At 63.9% G+C, this 16,614-nt stretch carries 15 protein-coding genes; 6 read left to right on the top strand and 9 right to left on the bottom strand.

What is annotated here, in order from left to right:
* Positions 1-56: 56 nt before the first annotated feature.
* The gene (locus SG26_RS04535; protein ID WP_050036954.1) at positions 57-596 is read left to right on the top strand and encodes a hypothetical protein; all 540 of its coding nucleotides are present in this window, start codon (positions 57-59) and stop codon (positions 594-596) included.
* A 63-nt stretch (positions 597-659) separates the two neighbouring features.
* Here SG26_RS04535 and SG26_RS04530 read toward each other — a convergent pair whose 3' ends face one another.
* The 3 genes from SG26_RS04530 to SG26_RS04520 all read right to left on the bottom strand — a co-directional run bounded on the left by SG26_RS04530 (position 660) and on the right by SG26_RS04520 (position 4,212).
* Positions 660-2,300, bottom strand: coding sequence for a methyl-accepting chemotaxis protein (locus SG26_RS04530; protein ID WP_050038246.1), 1,641 nt, complete (start codon positions 2,298-2,300; stop codon positions 660-662).
* 126 nt (positions 2,301-2,426) lie between these two features.
* Entirely contained in the window at positions 2,427-3,614 is a 1,188-nt protein-coding gene (locus SG26_RS04525) for a redox-regulated ATPase YchF (RefSeq protein ID WP_004591222.1), read from the bottom strand.
* A gap of 100 nt (positions 3,615-3,714) precedes the next feature.
* Positions 3,715-4,212: a GNAT family N-acetyltransferase gene (locus SG26_RS04520; protein ID WP_044951990.1), complete on the bottom strand. Its 498-nt coding sequence runs from the start codon at positions 4,210-4,212 to the stop codon at positions 3,715-3,717.
* Positions 4,213-4,341: 129 nt separating this feature from the next.
* Between SG26_RS04520 and trpC the strand changes: the two genes are divergently transcribed.
* From trpC to SG26_RS04495, 5 genes are all read left to right on the top strand, one after another.
* Positions 4,342-5,157: an indole-3-glycerol phosphate synthase gene (gene trpC, locus SG26_RS04515; protein ID WP_050036953.1), complete on the top strand. Its 816-nt coding sequence runs from the start codon at positions 4,342-4,344 to the stop codon at positions 5,155-5,157.
* Positions 5,154-6,464, top strand: a complete 1,311-nt coding sequence (trpB, locus tag SG26_RS04510) for a tryptophan synthase subunit beta (RefSeq protein ID WP_050036952.1) — start codon at positions 5,154-5,156, stop codon at positions 6,462-6,464. The genes trpC and trpB overlap by 4 nt, the downstream gene beginning before the upstream one ends.
* Positions 6,464-7,345, top strand: a complete 882-nt coding sequence (gene trpA / locus SG26_RS04505) for a tryptophan synthase subunit alpha (RefSeq protein WP_050036951.1) — start codon at positions 6,464-6,466, stop codon at positions 7,343-7,345. The genes trpB and trpA overlap by 1 nt, the downstream gene beginning before the upstream one ends.
* A 26-nt stretch (positions 7,346-7,371) precedes the next feature.
* Complete coding sequence (locus SG26_RS04500; protein ID WP_014041087.1) at positions 7,372-8,175, top strand: 2-amino-3,7-dideoxy-D-threo-hept-6-ulosonate synthase; 804 nt, start codon at positions 7,372-7,374, stop codon at positions 8,173-8,175.
* A gap of 228 nt (positions 8,176-8,403) precedes the next feature.
* On the top strand, positions 8,404-9,570 hold the full coding sequence (locus SG26_RS04495; RefSeq protein ID WP_014041086.1) for a 3-dehydroquinate synthase II: 1,167 nt from the start codon (positions 8,404-8,406) through the stop codon (positions 9,568-9,570).
* 36 nt (positions 9,571-9,606) lie between these two features.
* On the opposite strand, the gene SG26_RS04490 is transcribed toward SG26_RS04495, so the two are convergent.
* The 6 genes from SG26_RS04490 to SG26_RS04465 all read right to left on the bottom strand — a co-directional run bounded on the left by SG26_RS04490 (position 9,607) and on the right by SG26_RS04465 (position 16,568).
* Positions 9,607-10,023, bottom strand: coding sequence for a zinc ribbon domain-containing protein (locus tag SG26_RS04490; RefSeq protein ID WP_014041085.1), 417 nt, complete (start codon positions 10,021-10,023; stop codon positions 9,607-9,609).
* An 84-nt stretch (positions 10,024-10,107) separates the two neighbouring features.
* Positions 10,108-10,797, bottom strand: a complete 690-nt coding sequence (locus tag SG26_RS04485) for a type I 3-dehydroquinate dehydratase (RefSeq protein WP_050036950.1) — start codon at positions 10,795-10,797, stop codon at positions 10,108-10,110.
* A 36-nt stretch (positions 10,798-10,833) separates the two neighbouring features.
* Positions 10,834-11,862 (bottom strand): site-specific DNA-methyltransferase, encoded by a 1,029-nt coding sequence (locus tag SG26_RS04480; protein WP_050036949.1) that lies wholly within the window; start codon positions 11,860-11,862, stop codon positions 10,834-10,836.
* Positions 11,863-12,305: 443 nt separating this feature from the next.
* The gene (locus tag SG26_RS04475; RefSeq protein WP_004517203.1) at positions 12,306-13,271 is read right to left on the bottom strand and encodes a transcription initiation factor IIB family protein; all 966 of its coding nucleotides are present in this window, start codon (positions 13,269-13,271) and stop codon (positions 12,306-12,308) included.
* 256 nt (positions 13,272-13,527) lie between these two features.
* Entirely contained in the window at positions 13,528-14,370 is an 843-nt protein-coding gene (locus SG26_RS04470) for a DUF726 domain-containing protein (RefSeq protein ID WP_014041082.1), read from the bottom strand.
* Between the two features lie 380 nt (positions 14,371-14,750).
* Positions 14,751-16,568 carry a flippase-like domain-containing protein gene (locus SG26_RS04465; protein WP_014041081.1) on the bottom strand — a complete coding sequence of 606 codons (1,818 nt, stop codon included), beginning with the start codon at positions 16,566-16,568 and terminating at the stop codon, positions 14,751-14,753.
* Positions 16,569-16,614 lie beyond the last annotated feature (46 nt).

Here is a 16,614-nt window from a genome sequence, read left to right as displayed (position 1 = left end):
GTTCAAGCGGGAGAAAACGTATAGTGTCGTCAGCCGAACACTCGTGTCGAGAAGGTATGCCCGAGACGGAGTCCCAGGTGACGGCCTCGATGGAGTCCCCCACCGAGTACGAGCACCTCCAGAAAAAGCGGAAAGAGACGGCCGGCACGGTCGAACTGGCCGAAATCGTCGACGTGTGGGTCGGCGAGAGCGAACTCGTCTGTCGGTTCCAGTTCGACTGGGCGACCGACCCGATACAGCGGCGGTACGACCTGAACAGCGACCGCGACATCGCCAAGGTCGAGCGCCTCTGTGAAGCCAACGGCCTGCAGTTCGAGCAGGCAAGTCATCTGGAGGGGTCGCTGGTCGAACTCGAATACACGGGGTCGCAGTGGCTGCCCCGGCCGGAAGCCGCCTACACTGACGGCGAGGGGTCGGCGGTCGAGACGTTCCGCGCGGAGGTACGGTTGCTGGTGCGTGAACTCGCCCAGTCGCCCGCGTTCCTCCGGCGGGGCATCGAGCGCGTCCGGGCGCTCTCGACGACGCAACTGATTATCGGTGTTATTCTCGTCAAGAAAGTTGCCATCATTGCCTTGCTGGCGCACCTCCTGCTGTAGAGTTCCAAACCGTTGGACGGCAGTGTTGGCTGGCGCGACTGGGATACGGGTACCCAATTCGTCTCAGTCACCCGTAGCGGAGCCGGGGCCGGCGGGCGTGTCCACGACGTCGGTCTCGGCGGTCTCGAACTGTGAGAGTTCGTCGTGGAGCGTGTCGGCGTCGTCGGCGAACCGCTCCACCGAGTCGACCATCCCGGCAACGGTCTGGCCCTGCTGATCGACCGTGGTGGCCATCTCACGGGCGTCAGTTGCGGTGTCACCGGCGATATCGTTGATGTCGTCGATTATCCGCACGACTTCCTGCGCGCTGGTCGCCTGCTGGTCGGTCGCCCGGTCGATCTCCTGAATGCCGCCGTTGACATCGACAGTGGCGTCGACCACGTCTTCAAGCGTCGTAATCGTCTCGGAGATAGTGTTGCTTCCGTGGTCGACAGCGTCTTCCATCGTCTCCATGGCGTCGACGGACGTCCCGACCTGGGACCGCAACGATCCGATGAGGTCCTCCACGTCGGCGGTGGCGGCCTGTGTCTCGGTCGCAAGCTGTTTGATTTCGTCCGCGACGACGGCAAAGCCCGAGCCTGCCTGGCCGGCACGCGCAGCTTCGATGGAGGCGTTCAGCGCGAGCATGTTCGTCTCCTCGGCGATGCCGTCGATGACTTCGACGATCTCGGCCATGTCTTCGGCGATGTCGTCGAGTTGCTGGACCTCGCTCGCGGCGCTCGTCGAGTGGTGTCGGATCTCGTCGACGGCGCTCTGGGCTTCCGACGAGGACTGCTGTGCATCTCGGCCGAGGTCTGCGGCAGTGTTGCTCTGGTCGGCGATCTCGGCCACGGAGGAGGCCATTTCCTCGACGGTTGCCGAGAGGTCGCTGAGTTCGCTCGCCGCGTCGTCTAGCTGCTGGCGCTGGGTTTCTGCTCCGTCCGCGATGTCGGACGCGGTGTCGGCCACGGACTGCGTTTCGTCACGGACCTGCTGACCGTCAGTCAACACGGTTTCGCTCTCGGTTGCGATGTGTGTCGAGGTCGACTGGCCGCTGCCGATGGCAGTCTCGAGGGCAGCCAGCGTCTCGTTGATCGCGGTCCCGACGGCCGCCATGGCGTCACTGATGCTGTCGGTGTCGACGCGTGCGGTCAGGTCGCCGTCGGCCGCCTCGTCGAGCGTCGTCCGGTACTGGGTCGCTTTCAGTTCGAGGTGACTGCTCAGCGCCTCCATCTCACTGCGCTCGGACTCCGCGGTTTCACGGGCCGCTTCGGCTGCTTCGCGCGCTTCCTCGGCGCGTTCCTGGGCTTCGTTTGCCTCCTCGATGTTCCGGCCGAGCGAGGCCGCGGCCCGTTCGAGTTTCGTGTATGCGTCTCCGACCTCGTCGATCCGGTCGACACCGAAGTCGATGTCGTACTGGCCGTTGTCGACTGCCGTCGCCTTTCGGTTGATCTCGATTATCGCGCGGTACATCTCACAGTAGCCCAGAAACCCGGTCACGGCGACGACAAACCCGATGAACACCGCGGCGGCTGTCACGGAGGAAAACAGGACGATAGCCAGCGCCGGTGCGCCCACGATCGACATTGCTGCCAGCAGGAACACACGGACGCTGAACGTCCGACGGAGCGGCGTCGGCAGGTACGGCTCGATTGCCATCGGCACAGTACCGACCGCAAGCATGAGTCGGCCGAGCGGGCCCGTCGCATCATCTGCCGTCGTCATCGAAACCGCCTCGACATCGATTCCAAACAGACTACGGAACTGGACCTTTCGGGGTGCATGTGACACGTTCACTCCCGCCCCATGAAAAATCGCACCCCCGGAGTATCAGCGGTGAGTTTTGCAGTGTCAGTTCGTTGTCGTAATTTCGACCACGTCGCGGTGGTCGAGTTCGGTGTCAGCACCGATCTGTCGCTCGGTGCGCACGTCGTGCGCGTGGAGGAACCCTTCGCCGATGTCGGTGTGCAGGAAGTACGCGAAGTCCTCGGCGGTCGACCCGTCGGGGAGGACGAAACAGTCCTGCAGGAAGGTGCCGTCCTCCTGTGGCTTGCGAGCGCCGGGGAACACCGCGATTGCGCCCAGTTCCTCGAACAGCGCGGTTTCCAGCGCCTGCTGGACGCCAGTGCCGCCGAACTCGGTAACGAACTCCCGGATCTGTTCCAGCCCCGCGGCCTTCTCCTCGGGCAGGTCCGCCGTCACGGTGAAATCTTCGTCGCCGGGCCGGTAGTCGAGTACGCCCTGCTCGTTGCCGTTTTTCAGCGCCTTCTCCGCGTGGGCCGAGACGGGGACGAACGTGAGGTGCTCGTACTCCGGGTCCTCGGTGATCGGTTCCCAGTTCGCCTGAGCCTCCGGGGTGTCCATCTTGTTCGCCGCGATGAGCATCGGCTTGGTCCGGATGCGGATCTCCCGAGCGAGTGCCTCTCTGTCTTCGTCGTCCCAGGTGTCGGGGTCGAGTTCCAGGTCCAGCGCGAGCACGACCTGTTTAATCTCGTCGGCGTTGATTTTGAACGCCGACATCTGCTCGGCGAGGTCGTCTTCGATGGCCTTGTCCTCGCCGTGATAGCCCGAGCGGTAGCGCTCGATACCCTTCTCTAAGATGTCGAGATACCACATATCCAGCTCGTCTTCGAGGAAGTCGATGTCCTCGCGCGGGTCGTGGTCCTCGGTGGGTTCACCCTCCAGATCAGTCTCACCGGTGAAGTCGACGACGTGGACGAGCACATCGGCCTCGTTGAGGTCCGTGAGGAACTGGTTTCCGAGCCCTTTCCCCTCGTGTGCGCCGGGGACGAGGCCGGCCACGTCGACGAGTTTCGTCGGGACGAACCGGACACCCTCCGTGCAGTAGCCGTGGTTGGGCGTGCAGGTGTGGTCGAACTCCGGGGCGGCACAGTCGACGCGGACGTACGCCTCGCCCATCGACGGGTCGATTGTCGTGAACGGGTACGCGCCCTCGGGCACGTCGTTCATCGTCGCCGCATTGAAAAACGTGGACTTGCCGACAGAGGGCTTGCCGACGAGTCCGATCTTGTAGCTCATTGCACCGATGAAGCGGTTTCAGCGGCTTAAACGCTGTTACACGAGCTACGAGAGCGTGTGAGTCACACACGTACTGTGGGCTGCGAATGTGAGCCGGCGTTTACAATCGCCGCTCGTACACGTTGACGGGGTGTTCCTGTCCGCCGACCTCGGTCGTCCGCTCGCCGACCTTCTCGAAGTGTGCGCGGTAGAACGCGTTCCCGACCTCGTTCTCGGCCAGCACCTCGTCGCGGATTTTCCGCACGGAGAGCTCGTGCAAGTGCTGTTCCCCGCGATGCAGCAGCTTCGTCCCGATACCTTCCCCCCAGTAGTCCGGGTGGACGTACAGATCAAGGTCGCCGAAGCCGGTCGCGTCCGTCATCCCACAGCTCATGTACGCCACCACGTCGTCGTCGGCCGTCGAGACGAACAGGCCGACCTCTTCGAGTTCGATCATCTGCTCCAATAGCGGCGGCGCATACCCCTCTTTGAGGTGCTCTTCCACGGTTTCTGCTCCGAGGATGTCGTCGTACACGGTATGCCATGTGGTCCTGGCGATCCGCCGTATATCCGCGATGTCCACCGATTCGGCCGGCCGGATGGCTGTCTGGAACGACATATGTGAACATGCACCGCGGAACAATATAGAACTGTGGCCTGTTTGACAACGCGAGGAACTATTGCGTTCTGCGTCCCCTGAGATAATAGGGCAACTCTTATGTACACTTCTGTACGTTAGTGTTCAGTAATGGACTACAGTGAGGAGATTGCACCAGCGGTCCAGTCGATTCTCGACGCGGCGCGGGAGCGCGGTGGCGGCGGAGACCGGGTCTCGGTGACACCCCGGTCGCTGGCCGATGCCTTCGAAGCGGCCGAGAATGCTGGGCGGACGCCGGTCATCGCGGAGATCAAGCCTACGAGCCCGACCGCGGACGGTGAGCGGACCGACGACCCGGTCGACCTCGCTCGACAGATGGTTGCGGGCGGCGCAGCGGCGCTGTCCGTGCTGACCGAGCCGGACCACTTCGGCGGGTCGGCGGCGACGCTCGAACGGGTCCGCGACGCCGTCGACGTGCCCGTCCTGCGGAAAGACTTCGTCCTCCACGAGAGCCAGCTGGACGTCGTCGAAGCGGACGTCGTCCTGCTCATCGTCCGCTTTCTCGAAGCGGACGGGACCGACGACCTTGCTGATCTCCTCACGGCCGCGCGCGAGCGCGGTTTCCAGGTCCTCGTGGAGACCCACACCGCGGCAGAGGTCGAGAAAGCACTCGGCACGGGCGCGGACATCATCGGCGTCAACAACCGCGACCTCGCGGAGCTGGAGGTCGACCTCGGAACGTTCGAAGCCGTCGCGCCCGAAGTCCCGGACGGCGTCACACTCATTGCGGAAAGCGGCATACAGACGCCGGACGACGTTACACGGATGCGCGACGCCGGTGCGGACGCGCTGCTGATCGGCTCGGCGATCATGGACCACGACGCGGCGACGGACGTGGAAGCGAACACGCGGCGACTAACAGATGCGGACACTGATGCGGTTGAAACGACGACTACAGACACATGAGTACTGACGACGCACACGACCCCAAGTTCGGCGAGTACGGTGGACAGTACGTGCCCGAGGCGCTGATGCCAGCTATCGAGGAGCTGACCGACGCCTACCAGCGGTACGTGCTCGAAAACGAGGACGGCTTCATGGACGAGTTCCGGGAGCGGCTGGCCGACTTCGGCGGCCGACCGACGCCGCTACAGTACGCGGACCAGCTCTCGGCCCGGTACGACACGGACGTGTATCTCAAGCGCGAGGATCTGCTGCATGGCGGCGCGCACAAGCTCAACAACGCGCTGGGCCAGGTGCTGCTGGCGAAGTACATGGGCAAGGAGCGCATCATCGCCGAGACCGGGGCCGGCCAGCACGGCACGGCGACGGCGATGGCGGCGGCCCATCTGGACATGCCCTGTGAGATCTACATGGGCGAGACCGACATCGCGCGCCAGCGCCCCAACGTGTTCCGGATGCGGATCAACGGGTCCGAAGTGAATCCGGTGACCGTCGGCCGCGGCACGCTGAAGGAGGCCATTTCCGAGACGATGCGGGACTGGGCGACCACCGTCGAGAACACCCACTACGTCATCGGGAGCATCGTCGGGCCGCACCCGTTCCCGAAGATGGTTCGGGACTTCCAGGCGGTCATCTCCGAGGAGGCCCGCGAGCAGGCCATCGAGAAGACCGGCGGGCTGCCCGATTCGGTCCTCGCCTGTGCCGGCGGCGGGTCGAACACGATGGGCACGTTTGCCCATTTCGTCGACGATGACGGGGAGCCACGCTCCCCGGAACAGTCGAGCGACGACGAGCCGCGAGACCGTGTCGACCTCTACGCCGTCGAGGCCGGCGGCTCCTCGCTCCAGGTCGACGAGGAGGAGGGCGTCGCGCCCAACTCCGCCACCCTCTCGACTGGCGACGAGGGCGTTCTTCACGGTGCGCGCACGAAGCTCCTGCAGGACTCGGACGGCCAGATCATGGAATCCCACTCCGTGTCCGCGGGGCTTGACTACGCCGGTGTCGGCCCGGAACTGGCCCACCTCGTCGACGAGGACCGCGTCATCCCCGTTAACGTCGACGATGATATCGCGCTGGAAGCGTTCCACCGGCTCTCCCAGGATGAGGGTATCATCCCGGCCCTGGAGACGGCCCACGCCTTCGGCTATCTCGAAGAGCACCACGACGAGGTCGGTGACACCGTCATCGTCAACGTCTCCGGCCGCGGCGACAAGGACCTCGAAACGGTCATCGAGGAGACGAGCAAGCGCGACCTCGACATCGCGCCGGACATGTCCATCTTCGAGCGGGTCGGCGGAGGTGGCCTCTGATGGGCCTCGAACGCGCCTTTGCCGACGAGCCCGCCTTCGTCCCGTACCTCGCGGCCGGCGATCCGAGCTACGAGGCCTCACTGGAGTACGTCGAGGCGCTGGCCCGCGGCGGGGCAGACGTCATCGAACTCGGCCTGCCGTTCTCCGAGCCAATCGCGGAGGGCAAGACCATCCAGAACGCTATCGTCCGCTCGCTGGAAGCCGGGATGACGCCCGACCGCTTCTTCGAGTTCGTCGAGGATCTCGACGTCGACGTGCCGCTGGTGTGTATGACATACTACAATCTCATCTATCAGTATGGTGAGGGAGATAGCGAGTCGCGAAGCGACTCGGAAAACGCGAGCGGTGAAACCGCGAGCCAGGGTCCACGCCCCTTCGTCGAGAAAGCCGCCGCGGTCGGCATCGAGGGCCTCGTCGTTCCGGACCTGCCCGCCGAGGAGGCTGCCCCGCTCCGCCAGGCCTGCGACGAGTTCGGTCTCGACCTGGTGTTCATCGTCGCGCCGACGACGAAAGGCGACCGACTCGAACGGATGCTCGAACAGGTGTCGGGCTACGTGTACGTCCAGGCGCGCCTGGGCGTCACCGGCGCGCGCGAGGACGTGGACGACGCCACCGAGGAATCGCTGGCCCGGCTCTCGGACTGGGACGTGCCCAAGGCCGTCGGGTTCGGCATCAAGACGGGCGACCACGCCGAGCGAATCGTTTCTGCCGGCGCTGACGGTATCATCGTCGGCTCCGCGCTGGTCGATATTGTCGCCGAGGGCCACGAGAACGGCGACCCCGTCGACGAAGTGGCCGACCGGCTCGAAACGAAGGCTCGTGAACTCAAAGACGGTGCGCTCCGGGGCGCGGCAGAACGACCGCAACCGGAACGCACATAATCGTACTTGCCACACTGTCTCATATCATGACTGCAGGAAAACGCGCACGACTCGAACGCATCGGGACAGACGACACATACGTCATCATCCCGATGGACCACGGCATCACAATGGGGGCCGTAAAGGGCCTCAAAGACATCGAATCGACTATCGACGCGGTCACTAGCGGCGGCGCGGACGCCGTCCTCACCCAGCGGGGTATCGCCGGACGAGTCCACCCGAACAAGAACGACGCGGGCTACATCACGCATCTCAACGGCTCTACTACTATCGGCCCGGACGAACAGGACAAACGGGTGACCGGCACGGTCGAAGACGCCATCCGCGCCGGGGCCGACGCCGTCTCGTTCCACATCAACGTCGGCAGCCAGTACGAACCCGAACAGATCGAGGAACTCTCCGAACTGACGACCGAGGCCAGCCAGTACGGCCTGCCGGTGCTGGCGATGGCCTACGCCCGCGGCCCCGACATCGACTCCGAGAACGAGGACTACAACCAGTCCGTCGGCCACGCCGTCCGGCTGGCCGAGGAACTTGGCGCGGATATCGTCAAGACCGGCTACACCGGTTCCGCCGAGACCTTCCAGCACGTCGTCGAGTCCACGTCGCTGCCAGTGGTCATCGCCGGCGGCTCGAAAGGAACTGACGAAGACACCGTTCGTATGGTCCGGGGAACGATGGACGCCGGGGCGTCCGGCGTCTCGATGGGCCGCTCTATTTTCCAGCACGACGAACCGGAGAAGATTGCCCGTGCCGTCTCCGCCGTCGTCCACGACGACGCCACCACCGAGGAAGCGCTTCGCGAGGCCGGACTGGCCGTCGAGGCCTGAGGTCCGAGCAGGCCGTCTGCGAATCGGTTTTGCGACGCTGGACGTTCCGATAGCGACAGCTAGCCCGGTCACACTGTCACCACCCGTCGGGCCGACCGGCTCTGAACACAGCCGCGGCGGTCCCGTTTATTTGAGACCACTCCCTGCCGGCGGGCTCACAACCACCCGAAGCGTCGCTCAATCCCACAATCCGCCACGTTCAAGCCCCGCCGTCGCACACGTGGGCGTATGACTCGAAGCGTCTGGCTCAAGGCCGACAGCGAAGTCGGCGACTGGGAGACACGCAAGCGACGGATAACCGCCGGTATCGAGGCCGGCGTCGACTGGGTACTGGTCGACGAGGAAGATGTCGACCGCGCCTCGGAACTCGGAGAAATAAACATCGCCGCGTTCACTAATGGCGACGTCCACGTCATGGAGGCCGAGGCGGAGGACTCGGGGGCCGATGCGACCATCGTCGGCAAAGACGGTGAGGGCGACGGCACGGTCGACCTCCCGTCTGATTTCTCCGGCTCCGCGGACCTCTCGACGCTCCGGCAGAACGGGGCCGCCCCCGACGGCGGCTACGTCCGCATCTTCGACGAGGACTACGAGGCCTTCGCCGAGGCGGTCGCCGCCGAAGCCGACTTCACTATCGTCATCGGCGAGAACTGGCAGATCATTCCGCTCGAAAACCTCATCGCCCGGGTCGGCGAGGAGACGGACCTCATCGCCGGTGTCCGGACCGCTGAGGACGCACGAACGGCCTACGAGACGCTGGAAATCGGGGCTGACGGCGTCCTGCTGGACACCGACGACCTCGACGAAATCCGCAAGACGGTCGAGGTCCGTGACGAGATGGGGCGGGAATCGCTCGACCTGGAGTACGCCGAGGTCACCGCTATCGAGCAGACCGGCTCCGCTGACCGCGTCTGCATCGACACGGGCAGCCTGATGGAACACGACGAAGGGATGCTCGTCGGCTCGATGGCCCGTGGGCTCTTTTTCGTCCACGCCGAGACGGCTGAATCCCCCTACGTCGCCAGCAGGCCGTTCCGCGTCAACGCTGGCGCGGTCCACGCCTACGTCCGGACCCCCGACGGCGGCACGAAGTACCTCTCGGAACTCCAGTCCGGCGACGAGGTACAGATCGTCGACGCAGACGGGCACACTCGCGAGGCCATCGTCGGCCGCGCGAAGATAGAGAAGCGTCCGATGTTCCGCGTGCAGGCCGAAACCGAGGACGGCGACCGCATCGAGACGCTGCTCCAGAACGCCGAGACCATCAAAGTCCACACCCGGGACGGGCGAACTGCCGTCACGAACCTCGAACCCGGTGACGAAATCCTCATCTACCACGAGGACACGGCGACGCACTTCGGCGAGCGGATCGAAGAAAGTATCATCGAGAAGTAAGCCGGCTTCGGCCCGGAACGGACCGCAAGCCGGAGGTTACTGCTGGTCCGCCTCGACCGGTTCCAGTTGCGTTGTACACCAGTGACAGAAATCGATGTCCTCGTCGAGTTCCTTGCCGCAGTTCGGACACGTCATACCGGCTTCGACCTCCTGTGTCTGGTTCTCGTTGACCGCGACCCAGTAGGCGTCGACGACGTTGAGCGTCGTGATCACGACCGAACCGATTGTCACCTCGGTGGGTCTGGATTGATACGACGACGAGATAGCCTCTAGGCTCAACTGGGTGACGGGGTCGATAGCGCCAGTGACGACGAACACCACCGACAGCATGAACAATAACCCGAGCCACAGCAGTCCCCGTCCCCACTTGCGGAGGTAGAAGTGTCCCAACCCAGGGAAGATGAACGCAAGCACCACGGCCAGTAACGGCCGCTTGCGTCCTGTGTCAGTCATACTCCGCGAATCCGTCTCGCATACCCCTATATCTTCCGAAGGATCACCGTCCGGAGGAAAACCCCGTGACCGGCGGCCACCGGTTCAGGCGTCGCTCTGTAGCTGTCCGACCAGCGTCCGGAGCGTCGCGAGGTCGTACTGCCCCGGCGCGGTTGCGTCAGCGGGGTCGACCGGTGCGTAGCCGATGCGGGAGCCATACACAGGGGCGACGGCTCTGGAGTGACGACCGGCTGCACCCATACACATCGTGGCGACCTGCTCGCCTCTGGCAGTCATTTCGCGGGTCGCCCCGAGCATCGCCAGTACGTCGTCCGGCGACTGGGCTGTGCTGGCCATTTTCCCCACGTCACCGCGAGCACAGGCCCGTTCGAGTCGACTCACGATGTTGTCGCGGTCCGGCGTCGACTCGAAGTTGTGCGTCGAGACGACGACAGACGCGCCGCGGTCGCGGGCAGCGTCGGCGACGCGGCCGGCATCGTGGTCGCCAGCCCCCGCAAGCGCCGCGAGTTCGAGGTCGACGGCCGTCACGGCGTCGTGTTCGAGCGCGGTTTCGAGCGCGTCGAGGCGGCCTGCGGTATCGGCGGCCTCGCCACCCTCCCACGTCGGCCGGTTCGTGACGAGTATCGGGAGGTCGCCGTCGTAGGCGTCCAATTGTGCCAGCGGCTCGTCGGCGAAATCCATCCGTAGCTCCAGCCCGTCGGCGTCAGCGCGGGCGGCCGGCTCCACCCCGAGGTCGTCTGTGGCGGCGAGCAGGGTGAACGACTCGAAGTCCATAGGTCGGCTTCGACGGAGCCACACAAAAAGCCGCGCTTACTCGACCGGCTCGTGGGCGGCCCGGAAGCCGTCATCGGTCGTCGTGACGGAGTCGACCGCGTAGAACTGAATCCGTTGCTCCTGTTTCGTATTGACCGCGAAGTCGTACTGTTCGGCCTCGTAGCCCGGCTCTTTCCCGTCGGCACGCCGTTGCTCTACCCACGAGCGGTGGTCGGTGAGACGCTCCTGAGCGATGGTCCGAGAGCGTTCCGGGGCGGCCGCGACCCGGTCTTCGAGCGCCGACAGCAGGTCCGGGTCGCGGTCCACTCCGACCGAGTTCCGGCCAGCGACCATCGCCGCCAGCGTCGTCGTCCCGGTGCCGAGAAACGGGTCGAGTACGGTGTCACCGTACACCGAGAACATCGAGATGAGCCGGTATGGCACGGTCAGCGGGAAGGCACCCGAGCGGTCCCGGAGCCCGTCGTCGATGCCCTGCGTCTCGCCGGGCAGTTCCCAGAGGTCGGAGAACCACTCGTTGCGTTCCTCCCAGAAATAGGCGCTCTCGTAGCGACGGTCAGCGCCGGGTTCGAGGCGACGGCGCTCCCCGTTGCGGAACACGAGGATGTGCTCGTGTTCCAGGGTCGGATAGGCGTTCGGCGGCACCATCCCCGAGCCCATGAACTTCGCGCCGCTGTTGGTCGGTTTGCGCCACAGAATATCGGGAAGCGCGCGCAGGCCGTGGTCGGTCAGCCGGTTGGTTATTTCGGCGTGGTTGGGGTAGGAGCGGAAGCCGTCCTCCAGGGACCGCGTCGCGTCCCCGACGTTGATGCAGGCGATGCCGCCGGGAACCAGCACGCGTTTCAGCTCTGCCCAGACCGCATCGAGCACGTCGTGCATCAGTGTGAACGCTCGGTCACCGTCGCCGCGGTCCAGCGCCGCCCCGATGTCGGGGTCCAGGTCCGCGAAGATGTCGTCCCACATCTCGATCATCGGGTACGGAGGGGACGTGACCACCAATTCGACGCTGTCGTCGGGACACTCAAGCGTACGGGCGTCACCGGTTCGAACCCGGTGTGTCGTCTCCATACCGGTCCCAGCAGATGAGACGACTCTAGTCTTGCGGTTATCGGTCGGGGGAGTCGTTGATGTGTGTCGCTCTGTGGTGGCCGTGCCTTATTTTGAAATACCGTCCGAAAACAGCCAGAAAGATCCCGACCCGCTTCGGTCCCGCGGCTCGTTGCGCTCCAGTAGGTGCTTACATCGCTGAGGTTCCCGGAGCGGGTCGGCCCCTTTCACTCCCACCCGTAGCTGATTGGCCATCTGACATCGGGTGGGACTGAAAGGGGCGGGCGGCTGAACGAAGGCGGACGAAGTAAGGACCGCAGTGAGCATGGCGAGCGAGGACCACAGCGAGTCCCCCGAGTTCAGCCGGCCGGGGCTTTCTGGCTGTTCAGACTGTCCGCTGCAGTAGCAAATACTCCGCTTGAAACATCAAACAAAAACTGATTCTCACAGCGATTCAACGCGAATTACGCGACGGGGAGGTCCTGCTCGGCTTCCAGCAGTTCGTGGTAGCGGTTGCGGATGGTGACCTCGGAGATGTCGGCGACCTCGGAGACGGCAGCCTGGGTCGTCTTCTCGTTGGTCAGCAGGGCGGCCGCGTACACTGCGGCGGCGGCGAGGCCGACCGGGGACTTGCCGGAGTGGACGCCCTGTTCCTTGGCGTTCTGGAGGAGCTGGCGGGCGCGGTGTTCGGCCTCGTCAGACAGTTCCAGCGAGGAGGCAAACCGCGGGACGTAGCTCTCGGGGTCCGCGGGGCGGACTTCGAGCGAGAGTTCGCGGACGACGTAGCGGTAGGTCCGGGCGATTTCGCTCTTCTCGACGCGGGAGACCTCCGTAATCTCGTCGAGCGAGCGTGGGACGCCAGCCTGTCGCGCGGCGGCGTAGACGGACGCCGTCGAAACGCCCTCGATGGAGCGGCCGGGGAGCAGGTCCTCGTCCAGCGCGCGGCGGTAGATGACGCTGGCCGTCTCGCGGACGTTTTCTGGCAGTCCGAGCGCGGAGGCCATACGGTCGATTTCACCGAGGGCCTGCTTGAGGTTGCGCTCCTTGGAGTCGCGAGTGCGGAACCGCTCGTTCCACTTGCGGAGACGCTGCATCTTCTGGCGTTGTTTGCCAGAGAGGGAGTTGCCGTAGGCGTCCTTGTCGCGCCAGTCGATGTTCGTCGAGAGGCCCTTGTCGTGCATCATGTTCGTCGTCGGTGCGCCGACGCGGGACTTCTCGTCTTTCTCGCTGGAGTCGAATGCGCGCCACTCGGGGCCGCGGTCGATTTCGTCGGACTCGACGACGAGGCCACAGTCCTCACAGACCGTTTCGCCGTGTTCGTCGTCGATGACGAGCGAGCCACTGCACTCCGGGCACGCAGTGCTCTCCGATTCCGTCGACTCAGTCGTCTGTTCCTCGTGTTGCTGTCGCGTCCGTGTGTGTTCACTCATTGGTTGCGAAGGCGGGTGCTCACCGGGTGGGAGACATCACAGAACCCGGAGGCAGTCGGTAACACTGTATTCGAACGAAAGTCATTAAAACATTCCGGTATTGTCATGGAGACCACCGATACACGTCACGAAACCCACGTTTGTGCATTAGTCGCATGACCATTCATATAATAGCTGCCGGGTATTTTTGACTGATTTCCCACAACCCGGTTATAATCGTATACAACTGGTAGCGTCACCGCCGCCACGTCCCTCTCTACTCGAACGTCTCAACGACAGTGGGCAGACACCCTTCGCCAGGCTCGTAGTATGAATTGTGGTCCGCAACGGTTTCTGTTACATCGTGCTCGGTGTAGTTCTCGGGGGCGTCATCGGGACTCTGCACACCCGTTTCACCGACCGCTTCCGCCCACTCGGCAGCACTGAATGCAGTCCCCAGCACCGCGTCGTCGTCCTTGTGGAAGTTGTCGAAGGACGTGGTGGCGTACTCGATGGACTCGCCGTATGCCTCGTCGAGCTCAACGACGGATTCACCGATAGCGCCACCCAGTAACGTCACCGACTCGACTGCGTCTTCGCGTCCACGCTCGTGAAGCGACGCCATCGTTTCAACAGCCACCTTTGCGCCGAGCGAATGTCCGATTACCCGGACTGGAAGCCCACCGCTGTCGTTGTGGTCGGCAACCCACTGTGCGAGCTTCGGACCGTTCTGTTTGGCGATGGCGACACCCTCGCTCCAGCCGATGCCGTCGCCCTTATCGGCATCCCAGGTGAACCCCACGGTGAACTGGTCGTACTCGTTCTCTTCAAGCCCGATCTGGCAGGTGTAGGCGGCGTTTCTGGCATCCGTCTCTCCGAGACTCCAGCCGTGGACGAAGATGACGAGTTCCGTATCGTCGCTGGCCCGGGTCGACTCCCAATCCCCCACTGTTTCGTACTCTGTCTCTGTATACTCGGACTTCAGTTCAGCGTCGTCAGTGAACTGATCACGCGTCGAAACGAGTGGGAACTCCGCTGGAGCTGTGTACTCTCCGTCATCACCGCCGAACTTGCCGCCCCGTACAGCGCCACTCGTACCGAGTGCTGCTACCGATGCCACAGCACCGGTCGAGGCCTTGAGGAAACTGCGTCGCGTTTGCCTGCCCAGTTCGCTCGATTGTATGCTACGTTGAAACATAGCAGAACTGCGTAGTTTTCCGTATTGTATAATATTAACTATTATAATTAACGTTGTTGGTAAAAGGGCCCTTATTTATAATATTAGTAAAGAAATACGCCGCTCTGGAGACTGGTAGCTACAGTAGCCACTGAAAATCAATGCACACCGGATCGCAGGACGGCAGTGTGATCAGTGTGGAAATCGTTTCAATTGTTACTCTAGAAGAGCAATCTCAGTAGAGTGCTGTTGTACTGTCCCGAGTATTACCAGCGCAATCCCAGTAGCGACGGAGTGCTATTTCGGGGCGCGTCAGAATGCGCTCAGTCGTTTGTTTCCGGTTCGATAGCGTCGGCGGACTGGGACTCCTCGACGGCCGTCGTCAGTGAGACGTTGAGCCAGGCCATCGATGCGACGCCGCCGATGATGGTGACGACGTTCTTGACCGCATGGTCGACGATAGCGACGCCGATAGCCGCGGCGACGCCGACCGGCGTCAGGGACGCGACGATGACGGTGAACGCACCCTCGTAGAGGCCGACACCGCCGGGCGTCAGCGGCAGGACCTTTGCGAGGTTCCCGACGCTGACCGCGAAGAAGCCAACGGCCACCAGCGACGGCGTCAGGCTGTATCCGAAGGCCGCGAAGACGATCAGGGCCGTTATCACGTCGAACGTCCAAATGAGGAGGCTTCCGATGCCGACACGGGTGAAGGCCGACCCGTCGGCAGCCACCGTCTGTACGTCGCCGACGAACCCTTCGATGACGCCGGCGACGTAGTCGGCGTAGGAGTCGCTGCTCAGCCGCCCGATGACCGCCCGGACGAAGTTCCGGTCGCTCCGGGCACTGGCGACGATAGCCACCACCGCCCCGATCGCCGCGAGGCCGACGCCGCTGGCCACGGCCACGGCAGTTCGCCCGCTGCTGGCCGCGTCGCCGCCGACGGTATCACCAGTCAGCGCGGTCAGCAACTGCTCGGCCGACCCCGTTACAGCCAGCCCGATCATGACGACGCCGGCAAGCAGCGTGATCGTCAGCAGGTCGAACACGCGCTCGACGGCCAGCGACGCGAACCCGGAGGGGTACGGAATCGAACGCCGGGCCTTGATGACGTACGCCCGAACCGCATCACCGGCCCGCGCCGGAAACACGAGATTCCCGGTCTGGCTGATAAATATTGCACCCGTCAGGAAGCCCCACCGCTCCCGATACCCCATCGAGACGAGGATGTCCCGGTAGCGAATACCCCGGAGCGGCCACGAGACGGCATAGACGACGGCGCTCAGCGCGACGATTTCCGGCGCTGCGCCCGCCATCTCCGCGAGCACGCGGTCGGGGTCGAGATACTGCGTCATCAACAGGAGTGCGACGACGACCAGCATCGTCCCCGCGCCGAGCGACACCTCGCGTGTAATCCGGGGGCTAACCGACAGTTCCCAGAAGGTCCGGAGTATCTGACTGCCCATGCCAAACACGTCCCGGACGATGTCGACCTTCGAATCGCCCTTCGGCGTCCAGTCGACGGGGAACTCCTTCACCCGATAGCCGTTGCGCTGGGCCTTCACGAGCAGTTCCGTGTCCCAGAACCAGTGCTCGTCCTGAACGATGGGTAACAGCGTTTCCAGTGCCTGCCGGTCGAACGACTTGAACCCGCACTGATGGTCCTTAAGATCCGAGCGGAGGACCGTCCGAACGAGCGTGTTATAGCCGAAGCTCGGAATGCCACGCTTTGCGGGCCGGTCGGCTCGGTTTTCGGGCATCCACCGTGACCCCGTCGCCACGTCGTAGCCGTCGATTCGGACGGCGTTGACCAGTTCTTCGAGATGCGACATATCCGTCGCCAGATCGGTATCGAAATACACCAGTGTGTCGCCGTCGGCCTGGTCGAAGGCGTACTCTAACGCGCCGCCGCGTCCGAGGCGGTCGTCGCTGTGGACGTGTCGGATCCGACTGTCCTCGTTCGCGAGTCGCGTCGCGATTTCGGGTGTGCGGTCCGAGCAGCCGTCCTCCGCGACGATGACTTCGTACGCGTCTTCGGGGAGAAACGAGGCGAGCGTCTCCAGCGTTATCGAGACCGTCTGCTCGATGGTGTCTGCCTCGTTGTAGGCAGGGAGAACGACGCTCACCTCGACCGCAGTCATACGCTCTTGGTCATCCCCGGAGTGAAAAGTACTTTCCGTTCGGTAT

The organism is Haloarcula sp. CBA1115, assembly GCF_000827835.1.
In the GTDB taxonomy this organism is placed as follows: domain Archaea; phylum Halobacteriota; class Halobacteria; order Halobacteriales; family Haloarculaceae; genus Haloarcula; species Haloarcula hispanica.
Note: the sequence above shows the minus strand (reverse complement) of the source record. Positions and strands in the feature narration are given on the sequence as shown.